Source organism: Nostoc sp. DedQUE09 (assembly GCF_034530915.1).
Classification (GTDB): Bacteria; Cyanobacteriota; Cyanobacteriia; order Cyanobacteriales; family Nostocaceae; genus Nostoc.
In genome coordinates this window covers 138,413-162,692 of record NZ_JAVRCE010000001.1, presented here as the reverse complement: position 1 = coordinate 162,692, position 24,280 = coordinate 138,413, and the positions used below count along the sequence as shown (strand labels likewise).

General features: G+C 42.6%; 17 protein-coding genes. 9 read left to right on the top strand and 8 right to left on the bottom strand.

Features of this window, described 5'->3' with window-relative positions; genetic code table 11:
- Window positions 1-205: 205 nt before the first annotated feature.
- The 3 genes from RMY27_RS00645 (at window position 206) to hetR (ending at window position 7,487) form a co-directional block, all read left to right on the top strand.
- On the top strand, window positions 206-1,465 hold the full coding sequence (locus tag RMY27_RS00645) for an inorganic phosphate transporter (protein WP_322659510.1): 1,260 nt from the start codon (window positions 206-208) through the stop codon (window positions 1,463-1,465).
- Between the two features lie 620 nt (window positions 1,466-2,085).
- A complete protein-coding gene (locus RMY27_RS00640) occupies window positions 2,086-4,500 on the top strand; it encodes an EamA family transporter (RefSeq protein ID WP_322659508.1) in 2,415 nt (804 codons plus the stop codon).
- A 2,087-nt stretch (window positions 4,501-6,587) separates the two neighbouring features.
- Entirely contained in the window at window positions 6,588-7,487 is a 900-nt protein-coding gene (hetR, locus tag RMY27_RS00635) for a heterocyst differentiation master regulator HetR (protein ID WP_322659506.1), read from the top strand.
- Between the two features lie 451 nt (window positions 7,488-7,938).
- Here hetR and RMY27_RS00630 read toward each other — a convergent pair whose 3' ends face one another.
- Together RMY27_RS00630 and RMY27_RS00625 are read right to left on the bottom strand one after the other, a co-directional pair.
- Entirely contained in the window at window positions 7,939-8,109 is a 171-nt protein-coding gene (locus RMY27_RS00630; protein ID WP_322659504.1) for a hypothetical protein, read from the bottom strand.
- A gap of 344 nt (window positions 8,110-8,453) precedes the next feature.
- Window positions 8,454-9,107 (bottom strand): hypothetical protein, encoded by a 654-nt coding sequence (locus tag RMY27_RS00625; RefSeq protein WP_322659502.1) that lies wholly within the window; start codon window positions 9,105-9,107, stop codon window positions 8,454-8,456.
- Window positions 9,108-9,568: 461 nt separating this feature from the next.
- On the opposite strand from RMY27_RS00625, the gene rpsD reads away from it, so the two are divergent.
- Window positions 9,569-10,177, top strand: coding sequence for a 30S ribosomal protein S4 (rpsD, locus tag RMY27_RS00620; RefSeq protein WP_069071263.1), 609 nt, complete (start codon window positions 9,569-9,571; stop codon window positions 10,175-10,177).
- A 59-nt stretch (window positions 10,178-10,236) separates the two neighbouring features.
- Here rpsD and moaA read toward each other — a convergent pair whose 3' ends face one another.
- Entirely contained in the window at window positions 10,237-11,226 is a 990-nt protein-coding gene (gene moaA / locus RMY27_RS00615) for a GTP 3',8-cyclase MoaA (protein ID WP_322659500.1), read from the bottom strand.
- A 162-nt stretch (window positions 11,227-11,388) separates the two neighbouring features.
- Here moaA and RMY27_RS00610 point away from each other — a divergent pair, with 162 nt between their 5' ends.
- Entirely contained in the window at window positions 11,389-12,420 is a 1,032-nt protein-coding gene (locus RMY27_RS00610) for a hypothetical protein (protein ID WP_322659498.1), read from the top strand.
- Between the two features lie 55 nt (window positions 12,421-12,475).
- Here RMY27_RS00610 and RMY27_RS00605 read toward each other — a convergent pair whose 3' ends face one another.
- From RMY27_RS00605 to RMY27_RS00585, 5 genes are all read right to left on the bottom strand, one after another.
- On the bottom strand, window positions 12,476-14,884 hold the full coding sequence (locus tag RMY27_RS00605; RefSeq protein WP_322659496.1) for a filamentous hemagglutinin N-terminal domain-containing protein: 2,409 nt from the start codon (window positions 14,882-14,884) through the stop codon (window positions 12,476-12,478).
- A 201-nt stretch (window positions 14,885-15,085) separates the two neighbouring features.
- Window positions 15,086-15,313 (bottom strand): hypothetical protein, encoded by a 228-nt coding sequence (locus tag RMY27_RS00600; RefSeq protein ID WP_322659494.1) that lies wholly within the window; start codon window positions 15,311-15,313, stop codon window positions 15,086-15,088.
- A 539-nt stretch (window positions 15,314-15,852) separates the two neighbouring features.
- A complete protein-coding gene (locus RMY27_RS00595; protein ID WP_322659491.1) occupies window positions 15,853-18,315 on the bottom strand; it encodes a filamentous hemagglutinin N-terminal domain-containing protein in 2,463 nt (820 codons plus the stop codon).
- Between the two features lie 168 nt (window positions 18,316-18,483).
- A complete protein-coding gene (locus RMY27_RS00590; protein WP_322659488.1) occupies window positions 18,484-18,810 on the bottom strand; it encodes a hypothetical protein in 327 nt (108 codons plus the stop codon).
- A 205-nt stretch (window positions 18,811-19,015) separates the two neighbouring features.
- Complete coding sequence (locus tag RMY27_RS00585) at window positions 19,016-19,843, bottom strand: carbohydrate ABC transporter permease (RefSeq protein WP_322659486.1); 828 nt, start codon at window positions 19,841-19,843, stop codon at window positions 19,016-19,018.
- 180 nt (window positions 19,844-20,023) lie between these two features.
- Between RMY27_RS00585 and RMY27_RS00580 the strand changes: the two genes are divergently transcribed.
- The 4 genes from RMY27_RS00580 to RMY27_RS00565 all read left to right on the top strand — a co-directional run bounded on the left by RMY27_RS00580 (window position 20,024) and on the right by RMY27_RS00565 (window position 24,205).
- On the top strand, window positions 20,024-20,722 hold the full coding sequence (locus tag RMY27_RS00580) for an aldehyde oxygenase (deformylating) (RefSeq protein WP_322659484.1): 699 nt from the start codon (window positions 20,024-20,026) through the stop codon (window positions 20,720-20,722).
- A 126-nt stretch (window positions 20,723-20,848) separates the two neighbouring features.
- Window positions 20,849-21,868, top strand: coding sequence for a long-chain acyl-[acyl-carrier-protein] reductase (locus tag RMY27_RS00575; RefSeq protein ID WP_322659482.1), 1,020 nt, complete (start codon window positions 20,849-20,851; stop codon window positions 21,866-21,868).
- Between the two features lie 121 nt (window positions 21,869-21,989).
- Window positions 21,990-22,970, top strand: a complete 981-nt coding sequence (locus tag RMY27_RS00570) for an acetyl-CoA carboxylase carboxyltransferase subunit alpha (RefSeq protein WP_094349744.1) — start codon at window positions 21,990-21,992, stop codon at window positions 22,968-22,970.
- 509 nt (window positions 22,971-23,479) lie between these two features.
- Window positions 23,480-24,205: an SDR family oxidoreductase gene (locus RMY27_RS00565; RefSeq protein WP_322659480.1), complete on the top strand. Its 726-nt coding sequence runs from the start codon at window positions 23,480-23,482 to the stop codon at window positions 24,203-24,205.
- Window positions 24,206-24,280 lie beyond the last annotated feature (75 nt).

Sequence of the window (24,280 nt, the reverse complement as noted above, 5' to 3'; positions counted from 1 at the left end):
AGCTAAAAGGTTCAACGATGAAGCTAAAAGGTTCAACGATGAAGCTAAAAGGTTCGACGATGAAGCTAAAAGGTTCAACGATGAAGCTAAAAGGTTCGACGATGAAGCTCAAAGGTTCAACGATGGAGATCAAAGGTTCAAAGTTCAACCTTACAAGCTCAAGTTTCATCCTTATCTCTCTCACTTTCCCCTTGTCTGCAACAAAATGCTTATTACCCTACTTTTCGTCGCTCTACTAGCTTTCTACGTCGCCTGGAATCTCGGAGCAAACGATGTCGCTAATGCGATGGGAACCTCTGTAGGTTCCAAAGCTGTCACCCTCAAACAAGCACTAATAATTGCTGGGGTATTAGAGTTTACGGGTGCTGTATTGTTTGGACATGAGGTAACGGAAACTCTCGCAACGAAAATTGCTAATCCCGCTTTATTCGCAGCTACACCCCAAATATTCGTAACTGGAATGGTAACGGTGCTAATATCCTGTGGTGTGTGGTTGCAAATTGCCACATCACGCGGCTTACCTGTATCGTCTTCTCATGCAGTTGTTGGTGCGATCGCTGGATTTAGTTGGGTAGCTTTGGGAGTAAATGCAATTGATTGGTCATCAATTGGCTTGATTACCATTGGCTGGATTTTAACGCCGTTAATTAGTGGTGCGATCGCTGCTTTATTTTACAGTCAAATCAAGCACTGGATTTTAGATCAACCCAATCAAGTAGTCCAGTTACAAGAATGGATTCCCTGGTTGAGTACTCTCCTGCTAGGTGTCTTCGGCGTGATTGTCTTACCATCGCTGACTGAACCGCTAACCAATTTTGTAATTGAGCAAGTTGGTTTTACAATCCCTGCTTACGACATCCCCCTGTTAACAGGTGCAGTAGCAGCAGTTGGACTCACAATTATTAGCTGGCGACAATTGGGAGATAAGGGAGACAAGGGAGAAATACTCTCCAATCCCGTAGAAAGATTATTTGGTCGATTTCAACTACTAAGTGCTTGCTTTGTCGCCTTTGCTCACGGTTCTAATGATGTGGGAAATGCGATCGCTCCTTTAGCTGCGATCGTTTACATCAATCGCACTGGTAGCGTACCTACTGATGGTATAACTATCCCGCTTTGGATTTTAATTCTTGGTGGTGCTGGTATTGTTGGTGGTTTAGCTGTCTGGGGAAAAAAAGTCATTGCTACCATTGGCGAAAATATTATTGCCTTGCAACCCAGTAGTGGATTTTGTGCCGAACTGGCTACTGCTACCACCATCCTTATCGCTTCTCGGCTAGGTTTACCAGTCTCCACCTCTCACGCTCTCGTCGGTGGTGTAGTTGGTATTGGATTAGTGCAAAATCTCAAATCGATTAAGTTTCAAACACTAAAAGGTATTGCCGCCGCATGGCTAATTACAATCCCTGTGAGTGCTGCCCTTAGCGCTGCCATTTTTAGCATCGCCCAGATTTTATTCTTCTAAGAATTATTAATATTTTCCCAACTTTTCCTCTATTGGAATTTACTCAAAGCAAAACCCAGACTGCAACAACGCCAAAAAAAGCGTACTTTTGCAGAATTGCTGCTCATTCATTAGAATGTTGTGCAGGGGATAACGTAACTTAGAATTTCCACAGAAGGATACTTTAATCCCCATTTAGAGATATAAACTGTCACACCAGTTACATTCCACACAAATTTACAGTTAGTTTCGCAAGTCAGACAATTTGGTGGGGATATCTAGCGACGAGTTACCTACGCAAAAGCATCTCTGAATCTTTGACAATTATTATTGGCAGCAAAACAATAAATATTTATTTGAAATAAGATTTCTTTGGGATCGCCAAGACGAGTGCTACCTCACCAAAATTCCCAATCTAATGGTTAAATACTTATCAATGCTGAAGAGGACACGCTGTAGTAACTTGTGTGGCAAACTTAGATGCTTTGCTAACTTGTGTCTAGTATGACAGAATTACGTTGAAACGCGGAAGTGCTGTTAAAATTTTTAATTTATCTGACAAAATACAGGAAATTAGGATGACCGCCAATCAAGTGTACGGGAAGCAGCTTTATCGTCAAAGTGTTAGAGGTTAGAAGCTAATGGGGCGATTCGAGAAGCAACCAGAAAACCCAAGAGTCAGAGGGGAGCTATCTAGAGCAGCAGAAAATGCTCTTTGGGCTGTAGTTGAAGACTTAGAAAATCTTCAGCAGAATGTCCTCAGAGGCTTGCAGGAAGACGTAAAGCGGCTTCAGTCAGAAAAAAATCGGTTATCTGATGAAATTCAAAGCTTGGTAGAGGAAAAAGAGCATTTACAACAAGTGCGCCAAATCACTGAGCAGCAAGTGTTAATTCGGCAACTCGCAGAAGTTCTGGCAAAGCATATATCTTCACAACTGCAATCCTCTCTGGCAACTTTAGCTAATCAAAGTATCGAGGGCAAATCTTACGAACAAGCCGCGCTGAAGTCTGCTGAAGTAAGCAGCAATGTAGTAGGTGAAATTGGTGAAAAAGTCGAACACATGTTTGACAGTTTGGATGATACCGTTACTATTACCTTTAATTCCTTACAACAGGAACTGAAAAACTATCAAAGTAATCTTTCCCAACAGTTGTCACGGATGTATAGCCAGCAGCAGCAAGGGGAAACGATTTTGGCGGAGTTTGTTAACCGCCTGCATGGAGAACTAGAAAAAACTATAGAAGAAACTACACGCAAATCAGCAACAGCAGGTATACCGACTGTTTTGCAGTTTACGGAGCCACAAAAAAACAGTTCTGTTGATACATCCTTGCCAGAGTTTGAGGAAGTAGTAAGAAATTCCCTTGAGCCAATTTCCCCGATCTCCAATAAATTTTCACCAAGGGAAACGACATCAGAGCCGCCGATTATTAAAGAAAACACCGCGAATCCAATTTCTTCTCCCAGCAAGGAGTTATCGGTAAGAGAAATAACATTAGAGCCGCCTATTGTTAAAGAAAGTACCACGAATGCAATTTCTTCTCCTAGCAAGGATTTGTCGGTAAGGGAAACAACATTACAGCCGCCGATTGTTAAAGAAAACGTTGCAAATCCAATTTCTTCTCCCAGCAAGGATTTGTCGCCAAGGGAAACAACATTACAGCCGCCGATTGTTAGAGAAAATACCACGAATCCAATTGCTGTCCCCAGCAAAGACTTGTCGGCAACAGAAACGCCATCAGAACCTACTGCGGCTGTAGTTCCGCCACCAAAGGATAATGCCACCGAGCCAATCTCTGTCCTAAATCAGGAATCGCCGGAAAACGAAACGAAATCAGAGCCTCCGATCGCATCTGTGCTACAGCCGAGAATAATCCGCCCTTCTCTAAAGCTTCCTACTGAACCACTTTCTGTCCGCCGTAAGAACGTATCGCAAAGCAAAGTTGAACCCTCATCGACCACTGCGCCAGAACCGCAGGCAGAAGCAAAACCCACACAATCGCGATCGCCTAATTCTTCTAACTCATCGACACTCAAAATCGGTTTGTTTTTGATCGTCTTATCAGCAGTGGTATCGTCGCTTTACAACGTAGCCATCAAAGTGATTTTCCACGAAGGTTCCCAGATTTTTGGAGTATTAGAGGTAGAACAATTGCTACCGCCGACTTTGGGCAATACTCTGTTAATTTTGACGCTACGGTTTATGGTAGTCGTACCATTAATGGTACTTTTGTCTCCGATATTGCATCCAAGACTGTGGCAAGACTTGGAAACTTTGTCTGCTTCAGTTCGAGGAAATGCCACACCTGCCAATGCAGCTACCAAGCAGATTTTGGTGTTGTCAATTGTGAGTGGGTGCTTTTTGTTTTTATCGCAGGTACTAATCTACATTGCGATCGCTCAAGTCACAACTGGAATGGCGATCGCACTGTTCTTTATCTATCCAATGGTTAGTGGTCTATTTTCGTGGTTTCTGTTCCGCGATCGCCCCACTCTATTCCGCATCGCTGCGATCGCCGCGATTTGCTGCGGTGAATTGTTGGTTTTAGGGGGTTCTCCCAGCATCGGGATCGGTAATACTTCAATGGGAAGCAGCACCGCCATTCTTTCGGGTGTGGCTTTTGCTGCCTACATAATCCTGACGCGAGTCTGTGCTAGCAAACTGCATCCGGTGACTTTTACTTTAATTAACTTCACTACGATGTTGTTATTGAGCTTTATCTGTTTAATGCTACCTTTGCCCAGCAGTTGGAACTTGGTAGTAGTTGACCCCTCGAAAATGCTGGAACTAGTTTTAAGCGCATTTATTTTAGGTGTGCTGACTCTTGCAGGTTATTTGCTCAATAATGTTGGTATTAGTAAATTAGGTGCCTCGCGATCGGCGCTCATCGGTGGTAGCATCCCAGTTTTAACCGTGATTTTCGCTGGGTTAATCATTCAAGAAAATTTGGATATTGTGCAGATTCTGGGAGTGTTATTTGTAACCTTTGGCGCGGCTGCTTTCAGCTTTGAAACAATGCGAAATCAGGTTAAACCCTCTAGTCCCACCAATTAAATGGCGAGTTCAATCAGCTTAAGAGTGATGGAAACTACTTTACCTTCCAATACGGTTCGGTTAAAGGGGAAAGGGGAAAGGGGAAAGGTTTTGAATACATCCTTTACCCTTTACCCCTTACCCTTTCCCCAGACCAGAAGGAAAGTGAAAAATGCTTATCCGAACCGTATTGCTTTACCTTCCATCACTCTCAACATCAATCCTGACGCTAATGCACCCCCTTGTAACTTCTCTAAATCATCTGTGACAAACAAGATCCCCGCCTTCTCAAAGAAGTCGGGGATTTAAATTTTTACGAATGATTTCAGAATGCTGTATAGGTGCAGATAACACTTAATAGCTCGATCAGCAGTAATCAGAATAAATCAATTTGTAATATATTTTTAAGGATTTAGCCTGATACAGGTAGGGAAAACACGTATATGTAAGCAATATGAGTAGTACTGACTCCAGCAATTGAGTACGAGTACTTGCTCACAGAGAAGATTCGTAAGGAGTTAAGACTATTGCAGTACATTTTGGAACTAAGAGATGGAGAAGTCGCAGAAATGTTTAGAGTAACTCGTTTTCTGAAGCCAAACGCACTTTGTTGATATTAGCGGTCGGCCTACCTGTTTTTTCGTAGGGAGGCAAATTAAGTGGGCAAGAATAAACCAACTTATGTTAAGCAATGTAAATTTAATTAAATTGCCTTGTCTGAAGGGCTAAAGCCCTTATCCCTCGGTTTTATTTGTCGCTAATGGGGAAGCCTCCCAGACCGCACTAAGTCACGAAAAATCTTTAATTATTCACACCCACTTACTAATTGTGTTTCGTAAAATGGTATCTTTATTTCTGTCGTTTTATACAAGTAAGCTTAATCTGCGTAGGCATAGCCCACCGTAGGTATCGCCCAGACACCTAGAAAAAGCAGCTTATATCGTACCTTGCTACGGATTATCATCCTTTTATAGCAACAAACTATCTAGGTAATTCAAGTCTATCAAATCTATAAAATAGCGAGGTAAAAACATACTTAAAAGTAGCCAATAAATTAGTTAAATCATGAAAGCTCTAAAATTTTTTCATGAAATAAATATAAATTTATTGCTAAACAATTTCTAAATAATCATAGGATGTAACCCAAAATGTTTTATTATATGTCTGGCTATTAACTAATCTTTCGGTTATTAGCAGGAGCCGCAAAGCCTTATAAATACGCGATTTGGTCGGAAGTCATCGCGGCTTTTTGTGTCCAATAATCATATATAAAATAATAAATAAAACTGGAGTTTAAGAGTAAATATAAAAATATCATCAAACCTTGATTTAAGCAGAATATAAAATATCTAAATACTCATCATTTATAAACTTTAAAATGCACAATTTTATTTCAAAACGAAAAAATAGTGATATGATAATGAACAATATTTGAAAAACAACAGGTATTTTGAAATTGGAATTATTTGCTCTACTTGATGTCTACTATGTTTCCTCAAGCCAACGGCTGATACTGCCGAGACATCACTGGAGGTTGTGAACGGAATGATAGTTTACAACGAGCTGTATAGCTTAACCTCTAAATGTGGTTACACCTGGAAAGCAATTTCTTTTGAGACTATTCCCAATTATTTCTAGTCATTTGTGTACTACAAATAATTCGCCAAAGCTGAAAACAAGCATCTTTTTCTAGTAACAGATATCCCAAATTAACCACGCAAACTAGTTTTTATTCTGAGTCGGCATAGTGCCATAATTAGGTATAAGCAGCTTGACGTTGTTGCTCTTGAAAGATGAAAAAACCAGATAAATAAAGGGCTTTGGAGATCAATTGCAGCATAGTTGACTGTTGGGAGATAAACCGCCGTTAAGCTAGATTTGGTGGTGTCTCTAATTTTCCGGTTAGATGCAGAAACAGTTATAGTCACAACTACCGACTCTGCTTTTGTACCAGGAAATATGCGAAAACGGTAGTTTGCGCTACCACCGATATCATCGTTATCGCATACTAATATAGTTTGAAGTAAAGACAGCTTTCAGCCAGGTGTATACTACCTATTTTCACTCGATTAAAAATTCTGTAAACGTGCTATTCAATTGTCTGTAATATGAGTAACGACATAGATCTGATCAAACGTCTTGACCCCAGTGCGATGGATCAGATCATGCTTTATCTGGCTTTTAGTGCCATGCGGACGAGTGGGCACAGGCATGGGGCATTTTTAGACGCAGCCGCAACAGCAGCAAAGTGTGCAATTTACATGACCTATCTAGAGCAGGGACAAAACCTGCGAATGACAGGGCATTTGCATCACTTAGAGCCAAAACGAGTAAAAATTATTGTAGAAGAAGTCAGACAGGCACTAACAGAAGGCAAACTGTTAAAAATGCTGGGTTCTCAGGAACCTCGCTATTTAATTCAATTGCCTTATGTCTGGCTAGAAAAATATCCTTGGCAACCGGGGCGATCGCGTGTTCCTGGTACTAGTCTGACAAGTGAAGAAAAAAGACAAATTGAGCAGAAACTGCCCAGTAATTTACCTGATGCTCAGTTAGTTAGCTCCTTTGAGTTTCTGGATTTGATCGAGTTTTTACACAAGCGATCGCAAGAAGACTTGCCACCCGAACACCAAATGCCTTTGAGTGAAGCTTTGGGTGAGCATATTAAGCGCCGTCTGCTTTACTCAGGAACGGTAACACGGATTGATTCTCCTTGGGGAATGCCTTTCTACGCGCTTACCCGTCTTTCTTATACCCCAACAGACGATGAAGAACGTACACACATCACCGTGGAAGATACTGCTCGGTATTTCCGCATGATGAAAAATTGGGCAGAACGGCGACGAAATGCCATGCGCTTGCTGGAAGAACTTGATATCCTCCCAGAAAAAATGGATCAGGCTATGGAAGAATTGGATGAAGTTATCCGTGCCTGGGCAGACAAATATCATCAAGACGGTGGTATTGCAGTGGTTTTACAGACGGCTTTTGGTGAAAAAGAAGACTAGTACAGCTAACTGTGCAAACTGTGCAAAATTCTAAATTCTCAAAGCTGAAAAACTGACGTGAGTTCAACTAACCTCTCTCCAACTCCTCTTGGCGTTGGAGAGGAGCATGATAATATTTTTCATTTATTTGAATGCTTACCTGGTAAGTGGACACTTTGGGAACAGTGCTAGGTATGGGAATGCCCATAAGTGACTGAAGTGGTACTGAAGTTTGTCTGAGCTAATAAAGCGTTTGACGGAAGTTGCATTAGTGTAAAATCCGCCTGAAGGTTCGCGTGATATCTTTCTAGTCTGGATAAGACTAGGTGTTGGCATAATCGAGAAGGGCAAAAAGACGGCTTTTTTGGGCGAGGTGCTGAAACTTCTTCAAACTTTCAATGATGATATAGATACAAAAGTAAGAAATATAGTAACTATTATTGCTTCAATTTCAGCTTGTTATGACTTGGGACTAGTGTGACAAAGCGATCGCTTTCTTTACGATCAAACTACCGATAATCTTTTCTTTGACGCAGATGGGATTGGTAAAGCTGCACAAGTTCAAATCGCCTAGTTCTCGAATCAGGCAATGGTGACTAATGTAAATATAGCTGTAAATATAGCGCTTCTTGCTTGAATTCAATACAGACCTAACCCCCAGCCCCTTCCCTGCTAGCATTGGGGAGCAAGATTCAAAGCCTCTCTCCTAAAAAGAGAGATGTTTGGAGAAAAGTCAAAGTGTATTGCTTCCATTCGAGAACCGCTATATTACTGTCATTGCCTAACCAAAGCTATATAGTCAGCAAAGGTAAATTATCCAGTCAGGTTGAGGCATTGTAATATATGAGGCTGGGTTTCGCTGTTGCTCAACCCAACCTACACATTAAAATCGGATGATTTATTTTTTGGTAGTCCCTGAATCAGGTTGACAAATAGCCACTCTATATTCAACCTGTATTTTCAATCAATTACACAAAGCACTGTAATCTAATTAGTGCCCGGTTGGGTTGGAACAACTGGTTGAGTTGGAACAACTGGTTGGGTTGGAAATGGGGTAGTCTCTAAACTTGGACTTGAACCCGCAGGAATTATTGTTGGCGGTGTAGACGAAGATGAAGCACCGATAACACTATCATCAGCACTGATACAAGTATCTAGCGCTTGAGTAGGGGGAAAGTCGATTTGACTACGCAAGCCAACCACACACTGCCCAAAGCGCACAGGTAACAAACTGCGTCCACAGTAATCTAAAACTGCCGGATTAGCTTCTTCCTTAGTACTTAAGCTAACGCCGACTACACAGGTTGCTAACTCTTCAGGACGCCGGGCCTTTCCACAAGAAGAAAGCGCATCTGTCGCAGCAATTTGGGTTTCCTTATCAATTTTCACCACGCAAGCAGCCAAATCTTTTGGACGCAGTGCTGCTGCACAACCTTCTGATGCCGCTTCTGCCTTTACACCTACACTCAGGAGGCGACCTGCACAGACACTATAATCATTCCTGTAGGAGGCAGCAACAGCCACATTAGGCAAGATTGTTAAACATCCAGCGATAGCCAAAACTGGTAATGTTAAAATCCTGGAGGTGGAACTGCCTTGTTTGTTCTTACCTTTGCTAACCACTTTTTTGCTCATTGACATTGCCATTCTCCAAACACCCAAAGTTATGCTAACTCAAATATCTTAAAAATCCTCTGTAATTCAATAATTTCAGAGGTAGTAAAGTGTAGACATAATTAATTATGTCGAAAATTGTGTTAATATAGCTGTTTGAAAGATAAGTAGGCAACGTAAAAAGTATTTCAGAGTAAGAATACTGCGTAAACCAATCTGATGATTGAGTAGTCTACGAAACTAAATAAACACAAAAAACTTATTGGCAGTAGTACGGCGGGGCACGTCGGAATTCAGGCTTGGAAGCCAGTTTGTCGGCTCAACCGACTTAAAGCAACTGGTGTAAAGGAGATGCCTCTACATTGGTAAGATACGTCATACCAATGTAAGCAACTTCAAAAAACCAAGAATCCGCTGATTTATGATCAGTGGAATGTCAAAATGGAATGTTTGGGTAAAGTTTAAACAGGATTAGATTAAGGAAACTCATGTCCCGATATAGAGGGCCCCGCCTCAGAATTGTCCGCCGCTTGGGCGACTTACCAGGATTAACTCGTAAAAGTGCCAGACGCGCTTACCCACCTGGGCAGCATGGCCAGAATCGCAAGAAGCGCTCTGAATATGCTATCCGTCTAGAGGAAAAGCAAAAGCTCCGCTTCAACTACGGTTTGACTGAAAAGCAATTGCTCCGCTATGTGCGAAAAGCCAGACGTGTTACTGGTTCTACCGGACAAGTGCTGCTGCAATTGCTAGAAATGCGCTTGGATAATACCGTTTTCCGCTTGGGTATAGCCCCGACTATCCCAGCCGCTCGTCAACTGGTAAATCACGGTCACGTAACTGTTAACGGTCGTGTCGTAAATATTGCCAGCTACCAATGCCGTCCTGGGGAAACAATTGCAGTCAGAGATCGGGCACAATCACGGAAGTTGGTGGAAGCGAACTTGCAATATCCCGGTTTGGCCAACCTCCCCAGTCATTTGGAGTTTGACAAAAATAAGTTGGTTGGTAAAGTCAACAGCGTTATTGAGCGCGAATGGGTGGCACTACAAGTTAATGAACTACTTGTCGTGGAATACTACTCACGACAAGCGTAATAGTCATTTGTCCTTAGTCATTTGTCCTTAGTTATTTGCAAGGGACAAATGACCAATGACTACCCGCCAATTTGCGACATGGTGCGGGTGTATGTACCTAAATTATTGCCAGAATCACGTTGTTTAAAGTTAATTTCTGGTTTGATTCCAAGTAAATGTCTCACCTGTTCTTGTAATTGAGCGGTGCTGACACCAGAACGCAAAGCAGTTTTTAAATCTATTTGACCAGTTTCATTTAATAAACAGGGACGCAGCCAGCCATCGGCACTCAGGCGCATTCGGTTACAACGATCGCAAAAACATTCTGACATCTGACTAATAAATCCTAGTGTCCCCTTCGCACCAGGAATTTGAAAGACATCGGCAGGGCCAGCACCACGAACTTGTGATTCTGTCAAGCCCCAACGATCGCGAATACGTTCTCGTAAATCGGCTGAAGATACCCAACCGCGATCGCCAAATAAATGCACATTACCAATGGGCATAAATTCAATAAATCGAACGTGCCACTGTTTATCAATTGTCAGGGCGGCTAAATCGAGAACTTCGTGGTCATTAACCCCAGGAATCACCACCACATTCAGCTTCAGGGGGTCGAATCCGACTTGATGGGCAGCTTGAATTCCCTGCCAAACTTGTTGCCAACGAGAACGCCCCTGATTACCAATAATTTGGTCAAAAATGTCGGGATCGAGAGAGTCCAGACTAATATTAATTCGTCGCAGACCAGCATTATAGAGGTTTTGTGCCATCGGAGCCAGCAAAAAACCGTTAGTGGTCATTGAGAGGTCTTGAGTTTGGGGTAAAGTTGCGATTGCACCGACTAAATCCACCACACGCGGACGCAATAAGGGTTCTCCCCCAGTCAAACGAAACCGGGTAAAGCCTACTGGAATAAATACCTCTTGAATTAAAGTGAGTAGTTCCTCATCAGTTAACAGTTGTTGCTTGAGAATATAGTCCAGTTCTACTCCCTCTGGCATACAGTACTGACAACGAAAATTGCAGCGATCGATTAAGCTAATGCGGAGGTAGTCTACCTGGTTCATCGTTTTATTTTTATTCTCTCTGATTAATTAAAGACTTTACAAAAGTGGTTTACTCCTTCCTACTATATTTGTTGTAACTCAAAATACCTTACTCCCCCTTAAGTATGAGTCCACAGATTGTGGCATAATAAGCCGATCGCATCCACTAGTTAGCCATCAATCGTGCAAGATACCGACTCCATCAACGACCTTGCTGCTGCTTTACTACAGCCAGCCGATATCAACTTTGAACTGCCCGATCCAGAAGATGAACAGATTCTAGAGTCAGATTTTCAACAGCAGCTAGAAATAGCTTGGCAGGTATGCGATCGCTTTGATTTGCAAACTGAAATCTGGCGGGGGCGAATTTTACGGGCGATCCGCGACAGAGAAAAAGTGGGTGGTGACGGACGCGGTACTGGCTTTCTCCGATGGCTAAAAGAGCGGGAAATCAGCAAAAGTCAAGCATACTCCTGGATACAACTGGCGAATAGTGCCGATACTCTGATTGAAGACGGTAAACTTGACCCCGGATCTGTGAATAATTTCAGTAAACGGGCATTTGTCGAAACCTCCAAAGCAGTCCCAGAAGTGCAACAGATGGTGAGTGAAGCTGCCCAAAAAGGCGATCGCATCACTAGACGGGAAGTGCGTCAACTCAATGATGAATGGACAGCCATGTCCTCAGATTTATTACCCGAAGCAGTTAAAGAAAAAGCCGCAGATAATACCCTTCCTCCACGCTATATCGCCCCACTGGTGAAGGAAATGGAAAAACTGCCAGAATCGCACCAAAAGTTTATCCAGAAGGAAATAGCTGCTAATCCTGATGTGGATACCCTGAAACAGGTAACTAGCGAAGCGCGTAACTTGGCGAAATATCTCAAAGGTGCGGCTCAAGTTCAGGCGTTAACGCAGGAAAATGTTGATATTGAAACAGCTTTAGAAGAAGCGCAAAGGGTCGGCTGTTTGAGCATTGCTGCTGATTTGGTAAATCAAGCATCGCAAATTGAACAAACGATCGCTAAATTGTACATGACTTGGAAACGGATCGGTAATTTAGCAGATCGATTATATGTAGATACTGGTGCAAGTACACCCAACTTGCGATCGCTCCTCACCTGTTTGGAACCTCTAGGTGGTGAAATCATGGAATTGCAACTTAGCGGTGCGACTGAACACACTGTTCGTTTGCAAATTCAGGAGACGAGTTAGGCAGCAGCGATCGCACTTGGCCGCGAAGTTACGAAATATCGCCATATCTCAAATTTTAATGAGCAGGGCAAGATGGAGCGGTGAGCGAGGAGTTATGGAGCGTTGTCGTGGGTACTTGAGCAACCAGAACTACGTTCCCATTGGCATCTATAATCCAGCCTTGGGCTTCTACAATTTGAGTAGGTTCATTGACAGAATTAACTTTCTGTGATTTTTCTTCTGTGTTTCGCTGCGCCTGAACAACAGCTATTTTCTGAATACCGCCAGCACGATTCTGACTCTCTGGAGGGAGGGCGATCCAATCTGCTAACACAGCATCATCAGCTATCAATGGCTCCGTGGGATCGGCTACTAGTCCTCCACGTCCAGTTGTAATAAATGAATTTCTTGCTATTTTTCCACCAGAACTACAACTAGCAGCGATTTGCTGAGAAACATCAACTAGATTTACGGGTAATTCCACTAATCCTTTACTGGGGTCAGCGTCCGGTGAGTTGATTTGTACAGTGCCATTTAATGAAGGGTCTTGCTGAGAAAATGCGGTAATATCACTGGTTGCAAGCTCACTTGGTTTTAGTTGATCTGGGTCTTTAGTATTTAACAGACTCTCTATATCTGTACGGGTGCGCTGCACAAAACCAAAAATATTCTTAGCAGTGATTGTGATTTTACCACCAGAGCCAGAGAAGGCATTGGCGGTGATATCGCTATTTCCCAAGGTAGAGGCGACAAGAAAGCCATTAGATGCATTGATGAAGATGTTACCACCATCTCCATCACCCTTTGCATTAGTGGTTATTTGACTATTGCGCCGCATCAGTAATAAGTCCCGCACCTGTAGAGAAATATTACCGCCCCGTCCTGACTTAGTGTCAGATGTAAGTTTTCCTTGGTTGTCCAGAAGTATCGAGCGAGCAACTATATTAAGCTCACCTGTTTTCCCTGGATTACTTGTATACCCTAAACTGCTCACACTTATTTCAGAACCGTCCCCAACAATCAATTGCTTTGTAGTAATTGTCACGTTCCCAGCATCTCCAGAACCGAAAGTCGTAGCAAATAAGCCACTGGGATTACCTGTTGCTGAAGTTCCAGTTATCTCTACAGAATCTAAAGCATCCACAGTTAAATTCCCTCCTTTGCCTGTAGCTACTATATATTGTGAGTTTTCTAATCGTTGACTAGACTCTGTTGATATTGTTGCTCCATCTTTAATACTTAACTGACTAGTGGTAATTGTTATGTCACCAGCCTGTCCAGCAGCGCCGGTTGTGCTAAACAATGCACTCGATATACCATCAGTAGAAGTACCAATGACATCCAGAGACTTGGAGGCATTAACATTCAAATTTCCTCCCGCACCCTCAGATATAGTAGAAGTTCCCACTTGTGCGCCATCCTGGACAATCAATTTCTCAGTGGTGATCGTTAAGTCTCCAGCCTTTCCGACTGCAAAAGCCTTAGTCCCAGTCCTTAAAGCTGTATCTCGGTCAATCAATTCTACGGACTCTGAGGCTGTCACTGTCAAATTCCCTCCTGGTTGCGATCCCAAAGTTAAAGTCCACATTCCTGAACCGCTACTGAGCAGCACCTGCCTACCCTGCACCTGGATATTACCGCCACCTTCACCACTGGCATCTACAATAGATGGAATCTCAAAACCATCAGTTCGCTGGATTAATTTAATATTTTGAAAATTTTGGACATTTTCATATCCCAAAACCCAGCCTTTGTTTATTGAGTTCAGACTAACAAGACTATTACTGGCGACACTTCCTAAGTCAATTCGTCCCGATTTTGCTGTTAAATTTCCACCCTCTAGCACAAGATCACCACCGACAAGTGCCAAGGTGTGACCTGGCTGGACCTGTAGACCAACAGGTTGCTCAAAGAGATTTTTTACGCCATCAACCTTTGCTTGAGATTGATTACGGATGGAATTTGCAGTTGCTCCAAATTGTAAGCCAATGGGTACACTTAATGTTAGCAGGGGTGTGCTTTGAGGATCTGTGGCACTAAACTTAGTACCATCGGCAAAGTTCAGACTACTTGCTGTACTAGCCAGGAATGAACCACCGACTTGTAAAGAAGCATTGGGACCAAAAATAATCCCGTTGGGATTAATCAGAAATAGGTTAGCTGGCCCATTAGTTTTAAGGATGCCATCAATATCAGAAATAGACTTACCCGTTACCCGGCTAATAATGTTCTGAATATCGCCAACATTTTGAAAATCAGCTGTACTATCCTTCATTACGGAAAACTCCTTAAAACTGTGGAACAGATTGCTTCCAGATCGGGTTCCTCCTTGAATAATTGTGATGTTACCTTGTTGTGTAACTTGAGAATTATTAGGTAAAGTATTATCTTGGGTAATTTGGGCAATAGCAGAGTTTGCAGAAAAAGCTGTTGCACCACCTATAATAACTCCTAGACTTTTAAACCAGACCCAACAAGTGCTCATACCTAATACACTCCAAAAAATTAACAGTTATTGAACAATGGTGATGCTGCACTTGTATTAAGTAGATTACATTAGAATCCCTAATCTGCATTTTGCTTTTTACCGACAAATAGTAAGCACTAAGGTACAACGTTGTTGCACCTTACAAAAAATCTGTCATTATTAATAAATTGAGATGACTGCCATGAAGTTGACAAACTATTACCTTGGTGGTGGGGGACATGGAATACAACGTCCAAATTGATCCAGACAACAATGCGCTAGATTCAAGTGAATTGTATTTGGGTCGATATCGATCTGTAAATCTAACGAATTGTCTTCTGATATACTGTCATTTTCGATCGCAACATCCACCTCAGAGTTCTTCAGACCTTCACTCAATTCGTTTTGAATATTGTTTGTTGACTGCTGTATCTTTTGAGAATTCATAATTTTCGCTCTTTTTGCAGATTGGTAAATGCGTGAACTTATCTTGTGATGTACTAAATTAACGTGAGTTTGATTAGTACTGTTTGGCAACGAAGGAATTAATAATACGAAGTCTAGAGTGGCACGAAAGCATTAGGTTTTTAACGCTCTTGTGAACTTCCATAATTATGAATTCAACTTGGCTAGTAATAATTACGCATTGTTTAACAAAACTTCATATATTTCTGCCGGATTTCCTTAAAGCATTGATGAATCTGGCTACTGACCGTTGATCGCTTAAGATGCTTGAGTAATTGATACCTCCTCAACTCTCACACTCTGCTTACGGTTTGGATAAGCCCGTAACCTTTCACGTGGGTAATAAGAGAATAAGGGTTGCAGGAGCGATCGCTTGCATAAAGTTCATTGTGAATCAGCGATCGCACTCACACCTATTTGAGTAAAAAAAGCGATCGCTCATATAAAGTTCATTGCAAAGATAGCGATGTCTACGACGGCCTACGCCAACGCACCTACAAAAGTTACGAAAATCTGAATTTTTAATTAGCACCGCAAGATGTAGCGACAAGCGAGGAGTTATGGGGCGATGCAGTGGGTACTTGAGCAACCAAAACCACGTTCCCCTTGGCATCTATAATCCAGCCTTGGGCTTCTACAATTTGAGTAGGTTCATTAACAGAATTAACCTTCTGTGATTTTTCTTCTGTGTTTTGCTGCGCCTGAGCAACGGCTCTTTTCTGAATACCCTCAGCCCGATTCTGACTCTCTGGAGGGAGTGCGATCCAATCTGCTAGCACCGCATCATCAGCTATCAATGGCTCTGTAGGATCGGCTTGTATTCCTCCACGCCCTGTAGTGACAAATGAACTTCTTCCTATTTCTCCACCAGAACTACAACCAGCAGCAATTTGCTGCGAAGCATCAACCAGATTGACAGGTAGTTCCACTAATCCTTTACTGGGGTCAGCATCTGGCGAGTTGATTTGTACAGTGCCACTTAATGAAGGGTTTTGTTGAGAAAATGCAGTGATGTCACTTGTTGGTACGTTATTTGGGTTTATATCTTTTGGGTCGAGCCTCTCCACCTCTGCACGGGTGCGTGACACAAACCCAAAGGTATTCTTAGCGGCGATCGCAATTTTACCACCAGAACCAAAGTTGGCGTTGGCGGTAATATCGCTATTTCCGAAGGGAGTCGCGACGAGAAAGCCATTAAGTGAATTGATGGTGATATTACCGCCAGTTTTATCACCTCCGGCATTAGTAGAGATTTGACTGTTGCGACGCATCAGTAATAAATCCCGTACCTGTACCGCAATGTTACCGCCCTTACCTGACTCACTATTAGATGTGAGTTTTCCTTTATCCAGCAGGATGGAACGAGCGTTTATATTGAGTTCGCCTGCTAGACCGAAATTGGGTACACCCCCTTGATAGTTAACATTTTTTCGAGCTTCACTGCTGACAGTTATTGCCGCACCATCTTTGATAATTAATTGCCCTGTAGTTAAGGTCAAGTTCCCGCCATTTCCAGGCCCTTGAGTCCCAGCAAACAAGCTACTGAGCCTAGAACCATTTGCTGAGGTTCCCATTAATTCTACAGACTCAGAGGCGTTCACTATCAAATCTCCTCCATTTCCTGTAGCTGGTATCAATTGGTTAGAAAACCGCCCAAGTATACCCTCAGAACTTGTTGATATTGCTGCCCCTCCCTCAATACGTAACTTTCCAGTATTAATTATTATGTTGCCAGCATTTTGAGCGGCATAAGTTGCACTAAATAATCCACTAGATATTAAATCACTACCATCTGGCAAAGGAGAAATGGGGATGCCTGCGATTAGTTCTACGGAATCTGAGGCGTTGATGGTCAATTGCCCCGCCAATCCAGACCCCAGATTGAACATTACAACTTGCGCTCCATCTTTAACAATCAAATTTCTGGTAGTGATATTTATATCTCCAGAGTTTCCAGTGTCGAAAGTTCCAGTAGACAAGAACGCATTTAGTCCAAGTTCTACAGATTGGGAAGCGTTCAGTGTCAAATTTCCTCCTGGTTGCGTTCCCAGGCTAAGAGCCCAAACTTGTGAACCGTCAGTTACCAGTACTCGTTGTCCTTGCAGGTGGATATTACCGCCACCTTTGCCACTGGTATCTACAGTAGATGGAATCTCACTTTGCTGGGTGAGTTCGATGTTCTGAAAATTTTGAACGCCTTCATATCCTAATGCCCAACCTTGATTCGTTGAATTCAGACCAACTAAACTATTGCCAGCAACGCTTCCTAACTCAATTCTTCCCCCACTTGCCGTTAAATTTCCGCCCTCTAGCGTTATATCACCGCCCACTAATGCCAAGGTTTTACCTTGCTGCACCTGTAGACCAACACCTTGTCCGAAGGTATTAATTGCATCATTGGGACTTGCTTGGGATTGATTGCGGATAGGTCGAGCATTTGTTCCGAATTGTAAACCTATAGGAACACTTTCTGTGAGTAGAGGTGCAGTTTGACCAGATGTAGCACTAAATTTTGTACCATTAGCAAAGTTCAAACTACTTGCCGTACTAGCTACAAATGAACCGCCGATATTTAAAGAAGCATTGGGCCCAAAAACAATGCCGTTAGGATTAATCAGAAATACGTTGGCTGTGCCGTTAGCTTTGAGAATGCCATCTATATTAGAAACAGAATTGCCTGTCACCCGACTGATGATGTTCTGAATATCGATTGCATTGTTAAAATGGGCTGTCCTTCCCGCAGAGACAGAAAACTGTTCAAAGCTGTGGAACAAGTTTTTACCACGAACTGCTCCACCATCAATCTGGTCTATAGGCTGACCATCGATTAGCTTTGGTGTAATGATTGAACTTTCAGATCCAAGTGTGGCATCTTTTTGAATTTGAGCTAAGGCAAAACTCTCAGCAAAAATGAGCACTCTAGCAATTACTAAAGTACTCACTATTCCTAACTTCCAGTGGCCACTGCTTCGATTTTGAGACATGAAAAACTTACGCTCAAAAAATCAGAGTTTATTAAAATACTGTTTTTTGCTAAATAGTGGTGTTAGTACGCTGATGTTATCTCTGTAACCTAACTACTACATAAAAGCAAAGTTTAGTATTTTTACATTCACTAGAATAAACTCTTTGCAGTCCGAAGATAAAATTATTTAGCAGTTACAGCCTAAAGGGCTACCAGTTGATGGGCAAGGGATACACAATGCTTTTTTGACTAACACAATTTCTGGTATTGAAGCTGTTGGAGTTTGTGCCAATAATGCATTGGGTTGCTGTTCATCAACTGCATCATCAGATTTGAGTTGATTGGGATCGAGATTACACTGCCAATGAATTCTCAAGACTCTATATTCTAATAAGCCGTACTTTTCAAGCACTGAGTGCAAGTCAGCGTTTTCTAGGCTTTCATTCATTTTCTGCTGAATCTCTTCTTGTAACTGCTGTAATATTTGAGGATCTATGACTTGTTGAGAACTCATAAGTGTTTTCGTTCCTGGCAGAATGTGTATAATTATTGCTTCAGTTTAGATAGCAATGATTACGCTCAGTGTCATAAAAGTTCATCTTTATCCTGCGGGATTTCCTTTACAGCTATTTTTAGGTAATACCAATTCAAATTATTGATTGTCGGGTGGGCATCTCGTCTAGTAACTAAAATCGGGCTTCAATTTACCGCCTTCCCCACTAATTCTTAATCCCTGTCGCCGCAATACCTTGAAGAAATTGACGCTGACCGATGAGAAATAATACCATCACTGGAACTGTCGCTATTGTCACTGCTGCCATCATCAAAGGCCAATTATTCGTAAATTGCTCCTGAAACTCAGCTAACGCTAGTTGTACTGTTCTTAATTCTGGTCTTGTGGTAAATACTAGAGGCTTAAACAAATCATTCCACTCACCGATGAAGGTGAACAAAAACAGCGTCACCAAGGCTGGACGAGCTAAAGGTAACATCACCCGCCACAAAATTTGCAGTCGGTTCGCCCCATCTATAGCTGCTGCTTCCTCTAACTCTACAGGAATTGTCTGGAAATACTGACGTAATAAGAAAATCCCAAATCCGCTAACCGCAGTGGGTAAAATCAGCGCCCAGTATGTATTTATCAGGTGTCCCCACTTCAACACCAAAAAGATGGGAATCACCAATAATTGAAAGGGAATCACTAAAGTTGCTAAAACGACTAATAGCAGTGCTTGGCGTCCCCGAAACTTCAAGCGTGCTAGGGCATAACCAGCCAAAGCAGAAGTGACAATCTGAAACGCCGTCACAGCGATCGCTACCAAGGTAGAATTAGCAAACGCCAGCAAAAATTTTCCCTGTTGCCATGCAACGCGGTAATTTGCTAAAGACCAGTTATTTTTGAACAAATTTTCTGGGCTGGCGGATGTCGGTGCAAAGGAGGTGAGAAAGACCACAAACAGCGGTAGTAGAACGATAAATGCCCCTAGCAGTAAGACTACTAGGCTCAAAAAATCACCAGATTTCACATTCAGGTTTGGTTTAGACATAACTTGAGCTGCAAAGCATTTATTTCGCTAGTACTAGAGCATTGCCCCCAGCAACCATTAATCTATAAACATAGTCTACTTGTTAAGTTAAATTAAACCACAATGATTGTTACCCTCAGTTCATAGGGTAAATCGAATTTTGGTGTCAAATAATTCAGTTTTACGGGAGTAAACATAACCATGCAGCAGCTTGCAGACCAATTTAAAGAATTAGATTTCAAGAGCGAAACATACAAAGATGCTTATAGCCGGATTAATGCGATCGTGATTGAAGGGGAACAAGAAGCCCATGAAAATTACATCACATTAGCCGAACTGCTGCCGGAATCTCATGATGAATTGATTCGTCTCTCCAAAATGGAAAGCCGACACAAGAAAGGATTTGAAGCTTGCGGACGCAATTTGGAAGTTACCCCAGATTTGCAATTTGCTAAGGAATTTTTCTCTGGACTACACCAGAATTTCCAAACAGCAGCAGCGTCCGGGAAGGTCGTCACTTGTCTGTTGATTCAGTCTTTGATTATCGAATGTTTTGCGATCGCAGCATATAACATTTACATCCCCGTCGCCGACGCTTTTGCCCGCAAAATCACGGAAGGAGTAGTTAAAGAAGAATACAGCCACCTCAACTTTGGAGAAGTTTGGTTGAAAGAACACTTCACAGAATCCAAAGCTGAACTTGAACTTGCAAATCGCCAGAACCTACCCATTGTCTGGAAAATGCTTAACCAAGTAGAGGGTGATGCCCACACAATGGCAATGGAAAAAGATGCTTTAGTAGAAGACTTTATGATTCAATACGGTGAAGCATTAAGTAACATCGGCTTCACGACTCGCGACATCATGCGCTTGTCAGCCTACGGACTCATCGCCGCCTAACAAAGTGCTGAGTAACGAGTGCTGAGTGCTGAGTAGTTTAAATTCAGAACTCAGAACTCAGAACTCAGAACTCCTAACTCTACTAAATTCCACGTCTCAAGACAGCACAAGCCTAATAATCACTACATGTTTGGTCTAATTGGACATCTGACTAGTTTAGAACACGCTCAATCGGTAGCTAAAGAATTGGGATACCCAGAATATGCCGATCAAGGGCTAGACTTTTGGTGCAGCGCACCACCGCAAATTGTCGATAGCATTATTGTCACCAGTGTAACTGGGCAAAAAATTGAAGGACGGTATGTAGAATCTTGCTTCTTGCCGGAAATGCTAGCTAGCCGTCGCATCAAAGCCGCGACACGCAAAATCCTCAACGCGATGGCTCATGCACAAAAGCATGGCATTAACATTACAGCTTTAGGCGGATTTTCCTCGATTATTTTTGAAAACTTTAAGTTAGACCAGTTTAGCCAAGTCCGCAACATTAAACTAGAGTTTGAACGCTTCACTACAGGAAACACACATACTGCCTACATTATTTGTAAGCAGGTAGAAGAAGCCTCAAAACAACTGGGAATCGATCTATCAAAAGCGACTGTTGCTATCTGTGGGGCAACTGGGGATATTGGTAGTGCAGTTACTCGCTGGCTAGATGCGAAAACAGATGTCAAAGAACTTTTGTTAATCGCCCGCGATCAAGAACGCCTCAAAGAACTGCAAGGTGAACTGGGGCGAGGAAAAATCATGGGTTTGACAGAAGCACTGCCTGAAGCTGACGTTGTAGTTTGGGTTGCTAGTATGCCCAGAGGCGTGGAAATTGACCCGACCACTTTGAAACAACCCTGTTTATTGATTGATGGCGGCTATCCGAAAAACTTAGCAACAAAAGTTCAGCATCCTGGTGTATTTGTATTAAATGGTGGGATTGTAGAGCATTCCCTGGATATTGACTGGAAAATTATGAAAATCGTCAATATGGACGTGCCAGCCCGCCAGCTGTTTGCTTGTTTTGCCGAATCAATGCTGTTGGAATTTGAGAAGTTATACACGAACTTTTCGTGGGGACGGAATCAGATTACCGTAGACAAAATGGAGCAGATTGGTAAGGTATCAGTGAAACATGGATTTAGACCGCTGCTGGTTTAGTCATTGGTCATTAGTCATTGGTCATTAGTCATTTGTTATTTGCACAAAGGACAAAGGACAACTGACAAAAGACAAAGAACAAAGGATAGATAACTTATAACTCGTACTTATAACCCCTACGATGGCAACTACCGAGCGTAAACCGCTACTGTTAGATTTTGAAAAGCCCCTAGCAGAACTCGCAACCCGAATCGATCAAATTCGGCAACTTGCAGAAGAAAATGGCGTTGATGTTTCTGGTCAAATTCGTCAACTAGAAGCACGAGCCATGCAACTACGTGAGGAAATTTTCACTAGTCTATCCCCGTCCCAGCGATTACAAGTTGCTCGTCATCCTCGTCGCCCCAGTACTCTCGATTACATTCAGGCAATTAGTGATGAATGGATGGAATTGCATGGCGATCGCTGTGGTGGTGACGATCCGGCTTTAGTTGGTGGTGTTGGTCGTCTGAGTGGACAACCTGTGGTGATGTTGGGTCATCAAAAAGGACGCGATACTAAAGACAATATTGCCCGTAACTTTGGAATGCCTTACCCTGGTGGCTATCGCAAAGCTATGCGGTTGATGGAACACGCCAACAAGTTTAGTATGCCGATACTAACTTTTATCGACACGCCTGGAGCTTGGTCTGGGGTAGAAGCAGAACACCAAGGTCAAGGAGAAGCGATCGCTTACAACTTACGGGAAATGTTCTGCTTGGATGTGCCAATTATCTGCACAGTCATCGGTGAAGGTGGTTCCGGTGGCGCACTCGGTATTGGTGTAGGCGATCGCCTACTCATGTTTGAACACTCAGTTTATACTGTCGCCACCCCCGAAGCCTGCGCTGCAATTTTGTGGAAAGATGCTGGTAAAGCTCCCCAAGCCGCCGTGGCTCTGAAAATTATTTCCCACGACCTGAAAAAGTTGGGAATTATCGACCAAATACTGCCTGAACCTACTGGTGGCGCTCATTCCGACCCGTTAAAAGCCGCTACCACTCTCAAGCAAGTGCTGATGGAGAACTTAGACGAACTCAATCGTTTAACCGCTCCAGAACGCCGCCAACTGCGCTATGAAAAATTCCGCAAAATTGGTGTTTTTACAGAAGTTGCCCACTAACGGCACTGCATAATAGACTTCTTGGCATTTGTCGGGGTAAAGGGGAAGGTGGGGCCCCCTCTGGGGATAAGGGGCAGGGGAAAAGGGTAAAAAAACTCAAAATCCTTGCCCTTTAACCTTTTCCCTTTTCCCTAAGAGTGCAAAAATATATTTTTGCAAGAGGTCTAATGATTTATTAGTAAAGCAGCAATGCTATAATTGCCTATGTGCTTAAAGATTTTTAACAATCTAGCCATAGGCATTTGTATGTTTGGCAAATCTACTCAATTTGATTGAGTGGGTTTTGTGTTATCAATTAATCTAATTTGAGTGTACGGCGTGGTTTTCCAGGCGATGATTTGTTGTCTTCATTGGTAAAACCCAAAATATGCCCACTATTGCACTGCATCATAACAGTTACTTAATGAAAATCATCAGATTTTTAGATTCCTTTAATCTATCCAAACCGACAAGTGTGAATAATTGGGTGTTAATAGGCTTTGGGAACTGCCAAAAAATTGGGAGACACCATGAGTGTTGAGCAAAAACGACGCGCCCTGATTACTGGGGCAAGTAGTGGAATTGGGAAAGCAACGGCTTTAGCCTTTGCGAAAGCGGGAATAGATGTTGCCTTAGTCAGCCGTTCTTTGGATAAATTGGAGGCGGTAAGAGAAGCCGTAGAGCATACTGGGGTGGAAGCGAAAGCTTACGCTGTAGATTTAGCGCGGATCTCCGAAGTCAAAGAAAAGATCCAAGCGATCGCTCTTGACTTTGGTGATATAAACATTTTGGTAAACAATGCTGGCATCGCTTATACAGGTGCTTTGAGCGAAATCCCCCTAGAAGGCTGGCAGCAGGTAATTGATTTGAATCTCACCAGTGTGTTTCAGTGCATTGTGGGGATTTTACCTTCAATGCGCGATCGAGGCACAGGCACAATTATCAACGTCGCCTCAATTTCCGCCAAGCAACCCTTTCCTGGTTGGGGAGCATACAGCGTTAGCAAAGCTGGTTTGATAGCCCTCTCTCAAACTCTGGCACAAGAAGAACGCATTCACGGCATTCGTGTCACAGCTATTTGTCCCGGCGCAGTTAATACCGAACTTTGGGATACAGAAACAGTCCATATCAACTTAGACCGTTCTAAAATGTTAACCCCGGAAATTGTAGCTCAGTCAATTCTCTACACAGTTCTGTTACCACAACAGGCAGTGATTGATGAATTGACCCTGATGCCCAGTGCTGGCGCACTCTAATTAGTCCTTCGTCCTTTGTCCTTTGTCTTTTGCAAATGACCAATGACCAATGACTAATAACTAATGACTAAACCA

Bases quoted from the DNA above. Each gene is read 5' to 3' on its own strand.
- RMY27_RS00645 (WP_322659510.1), top strand. From the start codon at position 206: ATGCTTATTACCCTACTTTTCGTCGCTCTACTAGCTTTCTACGTCGCC.
- RMY27_RS00640 (WP_322659508.1), top strand. From the start codon at position 2,086: ATGGGGCGATTCGAGAAGCAACCAGAAAACCCAAGAGTCAGAGGGGAG.
- hetR (WP_322659506.1), top strand. From the start codon at position 6,588: ATGAGTAACGACATAGATCTGATCAAACGTCTTGACCCCAGTGCGATG.
- RMY27_RS00625 (WP_322659502.1), bottom strand. From the start codon at position 9,107: ATGTCAATGAGCAAAAAAGTGGTTAGCAAAGGTAAGAACAAACAAGGC.
- rpsD (WP_069071263.1), top strand. From the start codon at position 9,569: ATGTCCCGATATAGAGGGCCCCGCCTCAGAATTGTCCGCCGCTTGGGC.
- moaA (WP_322659500.1), bottom strand. From the start codon at position 11,226: ATGAACCAGGTAGACTACCTCCGCATTAGCTTAATCGATCGCTGCAAT.
- RMY27_RS00605 (WP_322659496.1), bottom strand. From the start codon at position 14,884: ATGAGCACTTGTTGGGTCTGGTTTAAAAGTCTAGGAGTTATTATAGGT.
- RMY27_RS00600 (WP_322659494.1), bottom strand. From the start codon at position 15,313: ATGAATTCTCAAAAGATACAGCAGTCAACAAACAATATTCAAAACGAA.
- RMY27_RS00595 (WP_322659491.1), bottom strand. From the start codon at position 18,315: ATGTCTCAAAATCGAAGCAGTGGCCACTGGAAGTTAGGAATAGTGAGT.
- RMY27_RS00590 (WP_322659488.1), bottom strand. From the start codon at position 18,810: ATGAGTTCTCAACAAGTCATAGATCCTCAAATATTACAGCAGTTACAA.
- RMY27_RS00585 (WP_322659486.1), bottom strand. From the start codon at position 19,843: ATGTCTAAACCAAACCTGAATGTGAAATCTGGTGATTTTTTGAGCCTA.
- RMY27_RS00580 (WP_322659484.1), top strand. From the start codon at position 20,024: ATGCAGCAGCTTGCAGACCAATTTAAAGAATTAGATTTCAAGAGCGAA.
- RMY27_RS00575 (WP_322659482.1), top strand. From the start codon at position 20,849: ATGTTTGGTCTAATTGGACATCTGACTAGTTTAGAACACGCTCAATCG.
- RMY27_RS00570 (WP_094349744.1), top strand. From the start codon at position 21,990: ATGGCAACTACCGAGCGTAAACCGCTACTGTTAGATTTTGAAAAGCCC.
- RMY27_RS00565 (WP_322659480.1), top strand. From the start codon at position 23,480: ATGAGTGTTGAGCAAAAACGACGCGCCCTGATTACTGGGGCAAGTAGT.